Origin of the sequence: Streptomyces sp. NPDC056061 (genome assembly GCF_042266885.1) — a bacterium.
Taxonomy (GTDB): Bacteria; Actinomycetota; Actinomycetes; order Streptomycetales; family Streptomycetaceae; genus Streptomyces.
Window position 1 is genome coordinate 291809 of record NZ_JBHJWQ010000003.1, and the last position, 14279, is coordinate 306087.

At 69.9% G+C, this 14279-nt stretch carries 13 protein-coding genes, 1 tRNA gene and 1 pseudogene; 11 read left to right on the top strand and 4 right to left on the bottom strand.

Going from position 1 to position 14279, the window contains the following annotated elements:
- Positions 1–105: 105 nt before the first annotated feature.
- Positions 106–705, bottom strand: coding sequence for an ATP-binding protein (locus tag ACFC79_RS07335; RefSeq protein WP_376236385.1), 600 nt, complete (start codon positions 703–705; stop codon positions 106–108).
- A gap of 140 nt (positions 706–845) precedes the next feature.
- The gene (locus tag ACFC79_RS07340) at positions 846–1679 is read right to left on the bottom strand and encodes a glycerophosphodiester phosphodiesterase (protein ID WP_376236388.1); all 834 of its coding nucleotides are present in this window, start codon (positions 1677–1679) and stop codon (positions 846–848) included.
- 419 nt (positions 1680–2098) lie between these two features.
- Here ACFC79_RS07340 and ACFC79_RS07345 point away from each other — a divergent pair, with 419 nt between their 5' ends.
- The 6 genes from ACFC79_RS07345 (at position 2099) to ACFC79_RS07370 (ending at position 6940) form a co-directional block, all read left to right on the top strand.
- Positions 2099–3607 carry a S1C family serine protease gene (locus ACFC79_RS07345; protein ID WP_376236391.1) on the top strand — a complete coding sequence of 503 codons (1509 nt, stop codon included), beginning with the start codon at positions 2099–2101 and terminating at the stop codon, positions 3605–3607.
- A gap of 51 nt (positions 3608–3658) precedes the next feature.
- Positions 3659–3743: transfer RNA gene (locus ACFC79_RS07350), tRNA-Ser, on the top strand.
- Positions 3744–4200: 457 nt separating this feature from the next.
- Positions 4201–5064 carry a hypothetical protein gene (locus tag ACFC79_RS07355; RefSeq protein WP_376236393.1) on the top strand — a complete coding sequence of 288 codons (864 nt, stop codon included), beginning with the start codon at positions 4201–4203 and terminating at the stop codon, positions 5062–5064.
- A complete protein-coding gene (locus tag ACFC79_RS07360) occupies positions 5061–5528 on the top strand; it encodes a hypothetical protein (RefSeq protein ID WP_376236395.1) in 468 nt (155 codons plus the stop codon). The genes ACFC79_RS07355 and ACFC79_RS07360 overlap by 4 nt, the downstream gene beginning before the upstream one ends.
- A gap of 8 nt (positions 5529–5536) precedes the next feature.
- A complete protein-coding gene (locus ACFC79_RS07365) occupies positions 5537–6106 on the top strand; it encodes a hypothetical protein (RefSeq protein ID WP_376236397.1) in 570 nt (189 codons plus the stop codon).
- A 3-nt stretch (positions 6107–6109) separates the two neighbouring features.
- Complete coding sequence (locus tag ACFC79_RS07370; protein WP_376236398.1) at positions 6110–6940, top strand: histidine kinase; 831 nt, start codon at positions 6110–6112, stop codon at positions 6938–6940.
- A gap of 233 nt (positions 6941–7173) precedes the next feature.
- Here ACFC79_RS07370 and ACFC79_RS07375 read toward each other — a convergent pair.
- Together ACFC79_RS07375 and ACFC79_RS07380 are read right to left on the bottom strand one after the other, a co-directional pair.
- Positions 7174–7708, bottom strand: a pseudogene (locus tag ACFC79_RS07375) (NUDIX hydrolase).
- 122 nt (positions 7709–7830) lie between these two features.
- Entirely contained in the window at positions 7831–8346 is a 516-nt protein-coding gene (locus ACFC79_RS07380; RefSeq protein ID WP_376236400.1) for a DUF6232 family protein, read from the bottom strand.
- 580 nt (positions 8347–8926) lie between these two features.
- Between ACFC79_RS07380 and ACFC79_RS07385 the strand changes: the two genes are divergently transcribed.
- The 5 genes from ACFC79_RS07385 to ACFC79_RS07405 all read left to right on the top strand — a co-directional run bounded on the left by ACFC79_RS07385 (position 8927) and on the right by ACFC79_RS07405 (position 14150).
- Positions 8927–10102, top strand: a complete 1176-nt coding sequence (locus ACFC79_RS07385; protein ID WP_376236402.1) for an acyl-CoA dehydrogenase family protein — start codon at positions 8927–8929, stop codon at positions 10100–10102.
- Positions 10099–11235 carry an OB-fold domain-containing protein gene (locus tag ACFC79_RS07390; RefSeq protein ID WP_376236404.1) on the top strand — a complete coding sequence of 379 codons (1137 nt, stop codon included), beginning with the start codon at positions 10099–10101 and terminating at the stop codon, positions 11233–11235. Before ACFC79_RS07385 ends, ACFC79_RS07390 begins: the two co-directional genes overlap by 4 nt.
- A gap of 1 nt (position 11236) precedes the next feature.
- Positions 11237–12373: an acyl-CoA dehydrogenase family protein gene (locus ACFC79_RS07395; protein WP_376236406.1), complete on the top strand. Its 1137-nt coding sequence runs from the start codon at positions 11237–11239 to the stop codon at positions 12371–12373.
- Between the two features lie 176 nt (positions 12374–12549).
- Complete coding sequence (locus ACFC79_RS07400; RefSeq protein WP_376236695.1) at positions 12550–12987, top strand: MaoC family dehydratase; 438 nt, start codon at positions 12550–12552, stop codon at positions 12985–12987.
- Complete coding sequence (locus ACFC79_RS07405) at positions 12984–14150, top strand: lipid-transfer protein (RefSeq protein WP_376236408.1); 1167 nt, start codon at positions 12984–12986, stop codon at positions 14148–14150. The genes ACFC79_RS07400 and ACFC79_RS07405 overlap by 4 nt, the downstream gene beginning before the upstream one ends.
- Positions 14151–14279 lie beyond the last annotated feature (129 nt).

Consider the following 14279-nt stretch of genomic DNA (forward strand, 5'->3'; position numbering starts at 1 on the left):
CCGACTTCCGGTTCCGGCTCCGACTTCTCGCCCCGGCTTCCGGTTCCGGATCCGACTTCCGGATCCGGTTTCCGGTCAGGCCGGGGCATGTACCGGCGTCGGCTCTCAGCCCACGTCGTCGAGGGCCCCCGCGAAACCCAGCCGGTCCAGTTCCGCCCGGCCGGTCCGGCCCGCCGGGCCCGGCATGCCCGTCATGCGGGAAGCGCCCGGCAGACTCGACACGCCCGGTGCCCCGGCCGTCCCCGCCGATTCCTCCGCTCGCCGATGTCCTTCATGAACGAGCGCCCAGACGGTGACCTCGCCGGCGGAGCCGTCGCGTACGCCCCATTCCTCGGCGAGCGCGCTGATGATGTTGAGACCACGACCACCGCGTGCCGTCACCGACGGTGTGGCCGGAACCGGTCGGGTCGGCCCTCCTCCGTCCGTCACCTCGACGGTCAGCCCGCCCGTTCCGTCCACGCGCCACGCGGCGCGGATGTCGCCGTCCCCCACATCTGTGTGCCGCCCCAGCGGCCTGCCGTGCCGGCAGGCGTTGCTGAGCAGTTCGGAAAGGACCAATACAGCATCGTCGACGACCGAATCCGGCACCCCGTGACTGCGCAACTGCTCGCGCATCCGGTGCCGCGCCTGTCCCACGCCCGCAGGGCCATGGGGTACGGCCATGCTCGACGACGCGGGCACTTCCTGTGCCACCACCAACGCCACCCCCGAGACCTCCTTTGCCCCACGCCACGGAGTGGATGCCCCCCTGAACCGGACCGGAAACCGCCTGGTCGTCCGCTGGTGACGTACTCGTGACGATCGAATACGGTTCGAATGCGCCGGTGTACTCCTCGTGACGGAATTCAGCGACGTCCCAGCTGCGACAGAACCTGTTTGGGGCGGTTCGTGATGATTGCGTCAACGCCGAGGTTGACGCAGAGTTCCACATCCTCGGGTTCGTCGACGGTCCAGACGTGCACGCGATGGCCCGCACGGTGCAGACGTTCGACGTAACCGGGGTGGCTCCGGATGATCCGCATTCCGGGGCCGGCGATCCGCGCTCCGGCCGGCAGCCGCCCGTCCCGCAGGCGTGGCGAGACGAACTGCATCAGATAGACGGTGGGCAGGGTGGGGGCCGCGGCCCGGACGCGGTGCAGGGAGCGCGCCGAGAAGCTCATGATCCGTACCGGTGACGGACCGTCGGCGGGCGGGGCGTCGAGTGCGAAGCGCCTCAACAGGTGCAGCAGCCGTTCCTCGACCTGGCCGGCCCAGCGGGTGGGGTGCTTGGTCTCGATGGCCAGCTGCAGCGGGCGCCCGGCGGCGCGGGTCTCGGTGACCAGCTTCAGCAGCCGCTCCAGCGTGAGCACCGAGGTGAGTTCTCCCGGTACCGGATCCCAGTCGGGGGACTCCGACTCCTCGCGGTCCTTCCAGGAGCCGAAATCGAGGGCGGCGAGCGCTGACAGTTCCAGCGCGGAGACGGCGCCGCGGCCGTTCGAGGTGCGGTTCACTCGGCGGTCGTGCACGCAGACGAGGTGTCCGTCCGCGGTGAGCCGCACATCGCACTCCAGGGCGTCGGCGCCGTCCTCGATCGCCTTCCGGTAGGCGGCGAGGGTGTGCTCGGGGACATCGTCGGACGCGCCCCGGTGGGCGATGACCTGGATGGAATGGTGTCGGGAGTGCTGCCGTGCGTGGGTCACGGCGCCATCGTGTCACCGAGGGGCGTATGCCGTGCACGGCTTTGCGCCGGAGCGGCAGTGCGATCCTGCGCCTCAGGACAGGAGTGGTGCGGCGGTGCGCACGACGGGAGTGGTGCGCGGGACGCAGCGCGTGCGGCCGTGTGCGGGAGGTGCATATGCGACGGTGAGGGGGAGAGGCGTACGTGCGACGGCGCGTGCGCGAGAGGTGCGCGTGTGACGGTGTGTGCGCGGGACCGTGCCACGCGCCGCCGGTGCGCACACCCGTGGCCGGGAGTCCGTTTCGCCGGATGTAAAGATTGCCGTGCGGATGCACAGGTCCTGCTTACAGTGGCCTGACGTGCTGTGGGAAAAGCTGTCCCAGGACACGTACACAGCGGATCTCTTGCCGAACATGATGTGGAATCGAGGAGTAAAAAGCTGTGAGCACAGAGAACGAGGGCAACGAGGGCACTGCGGGCGAGGCCGTTCCGTCCGTTCCGTCCGTACCTCCAGTGCCGGCCGATGCTCCCCGGGAAGCCCCGAAGGGGCCGCCCGCGTCCGCTCCCGCCCCGGCACACCCGCAGGCGCCCGAAGGGCCGGCCGCTCAGCAGCCGCCCGCGGCGGGGCCGTCCTTCCCCCCGGCGGACGAGACGGCCACGACCGCGCCCATGGGGCCCGTCCCGGCCTCGACGCCTCCCGGTTTCCAGTCGGCCGCCGAGGCGAACTGGCCCCCGCCCCCTCCCCCCGTGCCCACGTACGCGCACGTCGGCGCGGGCGGTGGCGGCCCGGTCTGGGGCGCTCCGGACCAGCTTCACTCCCCGCAGGGTCCGCGCAAGCGGGGCATGGGCGGCCTGGTGGCCGCGGTGGCCGCCGCGGCGCTGATCGCGGGCGGTATCGGCGGCGCCCTCGGCTACTGGGCGGCCGACCGGAACAACTCGTCCAACGGATCGACCACGATCTCGGCCTCCTCCGACCCGCAGGGTTTCAAGCGCGATCCGGGCACGGTCGCGGGCGTGGCAGCCAGGGCGCTGCCCAGCGTGGTCACCATCGACGCGCAGGCCGGTGATGGCGACGGCGGTACGGGCACCGGCTTCGTGTACGACAAGCAGGGCCACATTCTCACCAACAACCACGTGGTGGCCTCCGCCGCCGACAGCGGTCGTCTCACCGTCACGTTCTCCAACGGCAAGAAGTACGACGCCGAGGTGGTCGGCCGGGCGCGTGGCTACGACGTCGCGGTGCTGAAGCTGAAGAATCCGCCGTCGGGGCTCGCCCCGCTGGCCCTCGGCAACTCGGACCGGGTGGCGGTCGGCGATTCGACGATCGCGATCGGCGCCCCGTTCGGCCTGTCCAACACCGTGACCACGGGCATCATCAGCGCCAAGAACCGCCCGGTCGCCTCCGGCGACGGCTCCAGCGGCAGCAACTCGTACATGAGCGCACTGCAGACCGACGCGTCGATCAACCCGGGCAACTCCGGCGGCCCGCTGCTCGACGCGCGCGGCGCGGTCATCGGCATCAACTCGGCCATCCAGTCGACCGGCAGCGGCATGGGCCAGACCCAGGCCGGTTCCATCGGCCTCGGCTTCGCCATCCCGATCAACCAGGCGACCAATGTCGCCCAGCAGTTGATCAAGACCGGGCAGCCGGTGTACCCGGTGATCGGCGCGACGGTCGCCATGGACGAGAGGGCCGGCGGCGCCGCCATTCCCGCTCGGGGCACGGGCGGCACGGAGGCCGTGTCGAAGGGCGGCCCTGCGGACAAGGCGGGGCTCCGGGCGGGCGATGTCATCACGAAGTTCAACGACACCGTGATCGACAGCGGGCCGACCCTGATCGGCGAGATCTGGACACACAAGCCCGGCGACCGCGTGACCCTGACGTACCAGCGCGACGGCAGGACGGCCACGACCGAAGTCACCCTGGGGGAGCGCAAGGGCGACAGCTGACCGGCTAGGCTGTCTCGCGTAGGCCACCGCCCGATGGGACCGGTGACGCGGGGTGGGTTGCCCGAGCGGCCTAAGGGAACGGTCTTGAAAACCGTCGTGGCGCGAGTCACCGTGGGTTCAAATCCCACACCCACCGCACGCAGGTCAGAGAAGTAGCAGGTCAGAAGGGGTGTCCCGTGTCAGGGGCGCCCCTTCGTCGTGGGGGCTGTCTCAGCTTGAATCGCCTCTGTGTCCTTGTTGAATTACGGTGTGCGGGCCAAGCGTGGGCCACGGTCCATCGGGTCGCATACCGCTGACCTGCACATACAGGGGCATGCGAAAGGGGCGTCCGGTCATCGGACGCCCCTTGGGGAGATCGGGGTAGTGTCGACCGAACACAAGGTCAGATGGTGGGCGTCTGGCATGCCCACTACTGGGCGATGCTCTCGGGGGATACGCGTTGCTGACTTATCGCGAGGTTATGACCACTGACTTCGGCCTTCTCACTACGGCCGCAACCGCGTGGGACGACATGGCCGCAGAACTCAAGAAGGTCGAAGAGCGGTAACAAGAGCGCTGTCCTGTCCATTGCAATGGGCCCATCCTGGGCAGGTGTGTCGGCAAGCGCCGCTGACCGCCGGTTCGCCGGGACCCACTACGAGTATCAGGCGGCGCAGACCCAGGCGAAGGCCACCGCCAAACTGTTGCGCGCAGGGCGCGAGCGATTCGCCGAGCTCAAGAAGATCCTGGAGTTCGCACGCACGGACGCCGTGGACGCGGGCATGAAGGTGTCGGAGCAGGGCCGTGTCACCTATGACTACGATCGGCTGACCAGCCAGCAGCGTGCTGACCTTCAGGCGGATGCCAAGGCTCTCCAAAGCGTCAAGGAGAACGAGGCGTCCTGGGCTGAGTACATCGATGCGTGTGTGAAGTCCTTCGACGAGGCGGACAAGGACCTCAAGGCGTCGCTGGAGACTGTCGTCACGGACGTTGTCAGCGGCAGCGCGAACGATATGACGTTCGGCAGCGGATTCAACGGCCAGGCGAAGGGGGACATGGTCGCAGCCGCCCCGCCGAGTGACGATGACGACATATCCCTCGATCTGAGCTCGCTGATGATGGATCCCAAAACAGAGACCCTGAGCATGTGGTCGGCGCGCGCCCAGGGCGACATCGTCACCAGGCTCTCGGGCAACGCGGAGTGGGGCAGGCTCTACTCCCGTTATGTATCGGGAACCGTCTCCATCGCCGCCTTCGCCAGGGCGACCGCCGTCACGGTTCCTGGCGCGTTCGCCTTGATCCAGGCCTACCGAAATCCCGGCGTTCCTTTGAACGCCCCGGGCACACTGACTGCTCGGCTCATCAACGGCAGCACGAACGTGTCCAGGGCCACCAATGTGCTGAACAGCCTCTCCCCGCCGCGCGATCGGCCATCGGCGGATCCAATGCCTTGGCCGCGCAGTACGGCTCGTACATGAAGAACGGCGCGCTGATCAGGCCCACGGCCAGCCAGGCGAACCTTCTCACGGTCGCGGAGAGCGGCGGCCTGGCCAATGCGGCCAAGACGGCCGGCGCGATGCGGGGGCTGGGCATCGTAGGGTCCGCGGGCGCGACGCTCTACGGTGTCGCGAACCTCTCCACCTACGACTCCGAGAAGATCGCGAACAATCCTGACAAGTTCGCCTCCGACCTGACGGGCACCGCGTTCAACGCGACCCTGACCGCCGCGATGGTCGCGCCGAACCCGGTCACCGTGGGCCTGGCCGCCGGCACCGGCACCGGCATCGTCTACGCCGGCGCCCTCGCCTGGGAGAACCGGGAGAACATCGCCGACGCGTGGAACACGTCCACCGACTGGGTGGGGGACAAGGCCGAAGACCTCGGGAAGGGGATAGCGTCCGGCGCGAGACGGGTCGGCAAATTCCTCAACCCGTTTGATTAGGAGCGACATTGACCACCTCGTTCGAGATGAGAGAAGTACGCAAGGAGCGCGGGCGCTGCTTGTCCGGCGCCTCCGGGGAGTTCGGCGAAATCGAAGTGCTCTACCCGGTGGATCTCGGCCCCACCGGCGGAACAGGTGCCCAAGTGCAAGGCGGCGCGATTCCGACGGCGCTCCTGATCGGGTGGTCGATCTCTGACAACAAGCCGCGGCTGACGGGTGCCCAGCTCCGACTTGGGGATGACGAAGTGAAGACTCGGAGAAACCGATGGGCGGTACGCCGAAAAGGGCGCGCCCTGCGTATGACGCACCACGGGATCGAATACCGGTGCACAGCGGTCAGCCGGAAGTCGTACCTCTTCACGCGCCCTGGACTTGCCGTCACGGTCACCGAGTCAGGGATCAGGAAGAAGCGACACCGCTTGCTGGTTCTGATCGACGGCCCCGCCGAACCGGTCGACATCGCCCTTGCGGTTCTCTTCTCCGGTGCGAACCGTTCTCATCTGACCATGGGCGGGGCCTTCCGCGCGGGCTTCTCCACGGTCTGCAACCTCTGGGCCGACACCACGGTGAGGACCTGATTCATGCCTTCCTACGACAGCGCCCGCTGCCGCTTCCGGTTGGCCAAGGACCACCTGACGCTGCTGAGCCACCTGGCCGGCGGGGTCCCGGTTCCCGCCGGTTACGGCACCACTGCAGCCGAACTCCAGTCCTCCGGACTCGTGAGTGAAGCGGGACAGGTCTCCGTCCAGCTCGTCCCACTGCTGGAGACCCTGGCCGAGCCCGTGGTGGCGATCGGCGCCGAGGTGATCGGCCGGCAGGGCACGCTGAACCACGGGCTGGTGATCGGCCAGGAGCACGTCTTCTCGCACGAGTCGTGGCCGGGGGAGAGCGAAGTGGAGTACGCGCAGGTTGAGCCGAAGCTGCTCGTGTGGTCACTGGCCCGGTTGGTGAACCTGCGGCAGAGCGACGCCCTGGATGTGGGTGTGCCGTGCATCGAGACGACGATCGGGGTAATGGACGCGGGGCTCACGGCCCTGGGCAGTGGGGCGCCCTCGGCAGACGCGGACACCCCTGAGCGGATCCAGCAGGCCCTGGCGGAAGCGGGAGACCTCACAGAGCCGGCACTCTCCCTCTTCTCCCACCTGCTCCTCGAATTGCGCGTGCACTGGCGTGTCACCTCGGCGTGGCACGGCCAGGACGACACGCAACCGACTGTCGCCGTGCGCGGATTCGGCATCTGGGACTGCGGCCCACTGGGCTACTGGCGCCGGGAATCCCCGGCTGAGCCCGTGCACGAGGGGCAGGTGGGACCGGACAGTCCCCTGGTGCTCCGCCCCGTCGGCAGCAAGCCGGTCTGGGAGATGCTGGCCGATCTCCTTCCCGAGAAGGAGGAAATCCGGCGGACCGCGTAGCGAAGTTCCCTGCGACACCGCTGGGCGGAACAGAACGCGGCTCAGCACACACCTTGTCCTCCCGGCCGAGCCCGGAGAAGGGTCGCGAGCCGAGGCGGAGGAGGCGCCCCTTCGTCGTGCGGACCGCCCTTCTTCCGCAGCTGTGAACTCCGTCGGTGTGGGGGTCCCGGGTCAGGTGACTTTGGCCCGGCCCTGGTCGCGGAGTCCCTGGTCGCGGTGTCGGCTGTCGGCGGTCAGCGGATCGATTCGTCCATGAGCAGGTAGAGCAGGCCGACGAGGGAGCCGCTGCTGACGATCTCGCGGCGGTCGATCATGCCGCGGATGTCGGCGAGCGGGATCCACTCGATCCGGTCCGATTCGTTCTTCTCGGTCGGCGGGCCCACGTACGTCGCCCCGTCGGCCCGGAAGAGGTGGTGCTGGGAATCGGTGATGCCGTTGGCCGGTTCGGCGTAGATCAGCGGTTTCACGGGGCCGGAGCGGTAGCCGGTCTCCTCCAGGACCTCGCGGGCCGCCGCGTCGGCCGGGGTCTCGTCCTCCTCGACCAGGCCCATGGGAAGTTCCCACGCCCAGGTGTCCGTGATGAAGCGATGCCGCCACATCATCAGGACCTCGCGCCGTTCGTTGACCACCGCGGCGACGGCCAGGTGGCGCAGCTTGACGACGTGGTGTTCCCGGCGGCTTCCGTCCGGTGTCTCGATGTCGGTGAGCCACAGTTCACCCACTCGTTGTCGTAGATCGGACGTTCCCCCTGTGGATCCTCCACTGCATCGCTGCGGCCCCTCTCGATCGGCCTCCGGCATCGCAGAGCATTCATGGAGAGGTGCCGGGTTACGGGTTTTCTTCAGGCCAGAGGGGGCCGGAGGGCCGGAAGGGCCGCGTGTGGCGGCGCCCTACCGGATTCCCAGCAGCCCCAGGACCTTGTCGACCGCGTCGGCGACCGGCTGGCCGAGCGTTCCGACGGTCGAGGCGATGGTGGCCACGGCGATCAGGGCGCGGTGCCGTTCCTGCGGGGCGCTCGTGGCGGAGGTGATCGCGTGGACCAGTCGGCGGAGACGGTTCGGGTCGGGCAGGGCGACCAGCGCGCTGCAGCCGCTGGCGGTCTCGATGGCCGGCACGTACTCGGACTGCGCCGCCAGATCCTTCACCAGACGTACGACCAGGCCGATCGCGATCCCTATGGCGAGGACCCACAGCACGTCGGCCGATTCGTTCGGATCCTCGTAGCCGGACGACCCGTTCTCGTTGGCCAGTTGGAGCAAGACGAAGGCCACGAACGTGGCCGCGAGCCATTTCAAGAAGCTCAGGAACGCTTCCATGCGCTTGGGCCGGAGTTCGAAGGTGTGGACCCGGGTGATGTTGTGTACCGGATAGGCCGCCTCTCCCACCCACAGCAGCCGTTTGCCCACCCTCAGGTCGACGCCGCTTGCGGGCGGGGGCGGGGGCGGTGGCAAGGGTGGCGGTGGCGGCGTGGGCAGTGGGGTTCCCGAGTCTGCTGGTCTTCCGAGTGGGCTGGGTTTCCTTGGCTTCCTGGGTGCGTGAGTGGCTGAGTGCGTATGCGACTGAGTGCCTGAGCGTCGAGTGGCTGAGTCCCTTGTGCGCGTGGGGCTTCTGGAGTGGCCTTCGCCGCGCCCGTACGCGCGCGGCGGGCACGTTCCCGTACGCGGCATCCGAGCCCGCGCGGGAACTCATGGGTACGCGCTTCGCGTGCGCGACGAGAGACCAAATACGGCCAATCTCGGTTCGCGTGCTGCCGAGGCGGCGGCGGTGGGGGTGCGCATCCGGGTGTCGTCCACCTTGACAGCCCTCAAGGAGCTGACGGACAGTCAGAAAGCGACAGTCAGAAAGCGAGCTGGTGAACACAGGCGTGGACCCGGACCCCGGACCCCGGACCCCGGACCCTGGACCCTGGACCCTGGACCCTGGACCCGAGTCTGTGCACCCGTACCCGACCCCGATCCGTACACCCGTGCCCGGGAGGCAGCCGTCGTGCACCTCGCCCCGACGGAGCGGCAGCGGCAGTTGCGCGCCGAACTCCGTGCCTATTTCGCCATGTTGATGCCACGCGAGGGCGCCTCGACGGGTCCAGGCGCCGACGAGCCCGGCGAACAGGGGCGGTTGCTGCGGCGGATCGGCGCGGACGGCATGCTCGGGCTGGGCTGGCCCGTCGAGTACGGCGGCCAGGGGCGCGGCCCCGACGAGCAGTTCGTCTTCTTCGACGAGGCGTACCGGGCGGGGGCGCCCGTCTCGATGGTCACCCTCAACACCGTCGGCCCGACGCTGATGAAGTACGGCACCGAGGAGCAGAAGGCGTACTTCCTGCCCCGGATCCTCAGCGGCGAGCTCGTCTTCGCCATCGGCTACAGCGAGCCGGAGGCCGGTACGGATCTCGCGGCCCTGCGCACCAGGGCCGTACGGGACGGCGACTCCTGGGTGATCGACGGGCAGAAGATCTTCACCAGCAACGCGCAGAAGGCGGACTGGATCTGGCTGGCCTGCCGTACCGACCCGGAGGCGCCGAAACACCGGGGCATCTCGATCATCCTGGTGCCGACGGACGCCCCGGGCTTCTCCTGGACGCCGATCGAGACCGTGGGCGGGCTGACCACGACGGCCACCTACTACGACGGGATACGGGTGCCCGCCGGGCATCTGGTCGGTGCGGAGAACGGCGGCTGGGGACTGATCACCAACCAGCTGAACCACGAACGAGTGGCCCTCGCCGCGATCGGGATGCAGGCCGAGGACTTCTACGGTGCGGCCCTCGCCCTCGCCCGCACCCCCGATCCGGTGACGGGCCGGCGCCCGGCCGACGAGCCGTGGGTGCGGGCCCGGCTGGCCGAGGCGTACGCGCGGCTGGCGGCGACCCGGCTGCTCAACTGGCGGCTGGTGGGGGATGTCGGCGCGGGTTCGCTGGCGCCCGGTGAGGCGAGCGGCGTGAAGTTCGCGGGGACCGAGAGCGCCGTCGAGGTGTACCGGATCTGCCAGGAGGTCGTCGGGGAGGCCGGCACCCTGCGGGGCGGGTCGCCCGGCTGTCTGGGGGACGGGGAACTGGAGCGGATGAACAGGGCCGCGCAGATCAACACCTTCGGGGGCGGGGTGAGCGAGGTTCAGCGGGAGATCGTCGCGACCATGCGGCTCGGCATGAAGAGGGGCAAGCGGTGACCCGTACGCGGCAGGAGAAGCAGGGGCCGGAGGAAGAGGACGCGCTGTGCACGCGGCTCAAGGAGTACGAGGGGCGGCCCGCCTCGTCCGCGGGCATCGGCAAGGATCCGGTCAACGAACCGATGATCAGGCACTGGTGCGAGGCGATGGGCGACACCAACCCCGCCTACACCGGCCCGGAGGCGATCGCCCCGCAGACCATGCTCCAGGCGTGGACGATGGGCGGCCTGTCGGGGCACACCGGCCGTTCCGCGGCGTATGACGAGCTGTTCGGCCTGCTCGACGGCGCGGGGTACACCTCCGTGGTCGCGACCGATTGCGAGCAGGAGTACCTGAGGCCGCTCCGGCCCGGCGACCGGATCACGTTCGACGCGCTGATCGAGTCGGTCTCGGAACGGAAGACGACCCGGTTGGGGACGGGCCACTTCGTGACGACGCGGATGAACGTACGCGTACGGGGGGAGCTGGCCGGGACGCACCGGTTCCGGATCCTGAAGTACGCACCGGCGGCGGTGGGACGGCCCACGGCGGAGCAGCGGACGGGGGAACGGGAACACAGGGAACGGGGACGTAAGGAACGGGCACGTAAGGAACGAGGGCGGGCGGAACAGGCGGAACGGGAGCGGCCACGAAAGCAGGAGCAGGAGCAGGCGCGGGATCGGGGCCGGGAGCAGGAGCAGGCGCGAGTGGGCGGGGCGGGGGCGGACTTCGGTGGTCCGCGTCCGCGTCCGAGGCCGGTGGTCAACCGCGACAACGCTGGGTTCTGGCAGGGCGTCGCCGAGCACAGGCTGCTGATCCAGCGGTGCGCCGGGTGCCGGAAGCCGCGCTTCCCCTGGCTGCCCGGCTGCAACGCCTGCGGCTGCCAGGAATGGGACACGATCGAGGCGACCGGCGAGGGCACCGTCTTCAGTCATGTGGTGATGCACCACCCGCCCTTCCCCGCCTTCAGCGCCTCCGGGGAGGGCGGGCCGTACGCGGTGGCGCTGATCGAACTCGCCGAGGGGGTGCGGATGGTCAGCAACGTGGTCGGTGTGCCGTACGGCAAGGTGCGGATCGGAATGCCGGTGCGGCTCGAATTCCTCCGTACGGACCCCGAGTTGGTGCTCCCCGTCTTTCGTGGAGGTGAGGGCTGACATGGACTTCACCCCCGCGGAGGAGCAGACGGCGGCGCAAGGGCTGGCGGCGCGGATCTTCCGCGACCTGTCGACGCACGAACGCCTGGTCGCGGCCGGTACGGGCACCGACCCCGAACTGTGGAAGGAACTGTGCACGGCCGGACTGACCGCGGCGGTGGAGGAGGTCGGGCTGCTGGGCCTGGTGCTCCTGCTGGAGGAACAGGGCCGGGTGACGGCTCAGGTGCCGTTCGCGTCGAGCTGTGTGTACGGGCTGCTCGCCGTCGCCGAGCACGGCACGGACGAACAGCGGGAGCGGCTGTTGCCCGCACTGCGGGACGGTACGGAGGTCGCGGCCGGGGCGTTCCCCGCGCGCGGCGGGATCCGGGCGGACGGCGAGGGCCGGGTGAGCGGCTCGGTGCCGTACGTGCCGTGGTTGCGGGACGCGTCCCTGGTCCTGGTCGCGGACGCGGAGCACCGGCTGTGGATCGTACGGACCGACGGACCGGGTGTGGCGACGGAGCCTGTGGAGACCACGGCGCCGTGGTCGGCGGCGCGACTCGTCCTGAACGGGGCACCCGGAGAGCGACTCGGTGGTGCGGGGGCGCACGAGGAAGGACGGGCGGAAGCGACCCCGGCGTACGAGGCGGTGCGGGCGCGCGAGGATGTGCGGGCGTACGAGGAGGTCCTGGCCGTGAGCCGGATCGCGTTCGCCGGGCTGCAGGCCGGCGTGTGCGCCGGTTCGCTGGCCCTGGCCGTCGCCCACACGAACACCCGCGAGCAGTTCGGGCGCCCGCTCTCCACCAAGCAGGCGGTGCTGATGCGCGCCGCCGACGCCCATATGGACACCGAGGCGATACGGGTCACGGCGTACGAGGCCGCGTGGCGCCGTGACACGGGCCTGCCGTACCGGCGCCAGGCGCTCACCGCAGCGTGGTGGGCGTCGGAGGCGGGCAAACGGGTGGTGCACGCCGGACAGCATCTGCACGGCGGGACGGGGGCCGATCTCGACCATCCCGTGCACCGGCACTTTCTCTGGGGCCGGCAGCTCGATGCCCATCTGGGCTGCGGCAGCGAGGTGCTTCAGGAACTCGGTGAACTGCTGGCGCCGGCGGAGGAACCGGTACGCGCGGCAGCGACGGAGGAGGGGGCGGAGTGAGAAGCGGCGAAGAAATGAAAGCCGGTGAGGGGACGAGAGCCGGTGGAGAACCGGGGGCTGGTGGAGACCCGGGGGCTGGTGGAGAGACGAAGGCGGGCGGAGGGATGAAGGCGGGCGGAGGGATGAAGGCCGGTGCAGCGGTGAAGGCCGGTGCAGCGGTGAAGGCCGGGGGAGGGATGCAGGCCGGTGACGTACTGGAGCCGCTGGAGATCGAGGTGACCCGCACCCTGATCGTGGCGGGCGCCATCGCCTCCCGCGACTACCAGGACGTGCACCACGACGCGGAGCTCGCCCGGGAGAACGGGGCCCCGGACATCTTCATGAACATCCTGACGACCAACGGCCTGGTCGGCAGGTACGTCACCGATCGCCTCGGCCCGTCCACCGTGCTGCGCAAAGTAGCCATCAGGTTGGGCGCGCCCAACTACCCCGGGGACACCATGGTGCTCGGCGGCACGGTCACCACGGTCGGTGACGACGGGACGGCCGAGGTGTCGATCGTCGGGACCAACGGCCTCGGCAGGCACGTCACCGGAACCGTGGCCGTGATCGTCGGCGGGGCGCGGACCCCGGCCGCAGGGGCCCTTCCCTCGGCACCGGAGGGGGCGGCATGAGTCTGCGCAGGGCCGACTCGCTCGGCGGCAGGGCGGCGGTCGTGGGCATCGGGGCGACCGAGTTCTCCAAGGACTCCGGGCGCAGCGAACTCAAGCTGGCCGTCGAGGCGGTGCGGGCCGCTCTCGACGATGCCGGGCTGACCCCCGCCGACGTGGACGGCATGGTCACGTTCACCATGGACACCAGCCCGGAGATCACCGTCGCCCAGGCCGCCGGGATCGGTGAGTTGTCGTTCTTCTCCCGCGTGCACTACGGGGGCGGGGCGGCCTGCGCCACCGTGCAGCAGGCGGCGATGGCCGTGGCGAGCGGGGTGGCCGACGTGGTGGTCTGCTACCGGGCGTTCAACGAGCGATCCGGACGCAGGTTCGGCTCCGGGGTGCAGCAGCGCGAGCCCACCGCGGAGGGCACCGCACTCGGCTGGAACCTCCCCTTCGGGCTGCTCACCCCGGCCTCCTGGGTCGCCATGGCCGCCCAGCGCTACCTGCACACCTACGGGCTGACCCCGGACGCCTTCGGGCATGTGGCGGTCACCGACCGGCGGCACGCCGCCCGGAACCCCGCCGCGTACTTCTACGGAAAGCCGATCACCCTGGCCGACCACGCCGCGTCGAGGTGGATCGTCGAACCCCTGCGGCTGCTCGACTGCTGCCAGGAGACCGATGGCGGGCAGGCGATCGTCGTCACCAGCACCGAGCGGGCCCGGGACCTGAGACGGCCGCCCGCCTTGATCGTCGCCGCAGCCCAGGGGGCGGGCCGGGCGCAGGAGCAGATGACCAGCTTCTACCGCGACGGTCTGACCGGCCTGCCGGAGACGGCGGTGGTCGCCCGACAACTCTGGCGGAGCTCCGGACTCTCCCCGGCCGACATCGACGTGGGCATCCTCTACGACCACTTCACGCCGTTCGTGCTGATGCAACTGGAGGAGTTCGGCTTCTGCGCCCCGGGGGAGGCGGCCGACTTCGTCGCCGCCGACGCGCTTCCGCTGAACACGCACGGCGGTCAGCTCGGGGAGGCGTATCTGCACGGGATGAACGGCATCGCCGAGGCCGTTCGGCAGATCCGGGGCTCGTCGGTGAACCAGGTCCCCGGCGCGGCCACCGTCCTGGTCACGGCGGGCACCGGCGTCCCCACCTCGGGTCTGGTCCTGGGCGCCGACGGATGACGGCGGCCGACCGTCCGCGCCCGGCGGACACCGGTATCCGCCCGTCCGTTTCCGGCCGGTCGTCGCGACCCCTCACCGTGCCCGCGGTGACCCTGAGCCCCCGTCCCGACGGCTCCACCTCCAGTAGGT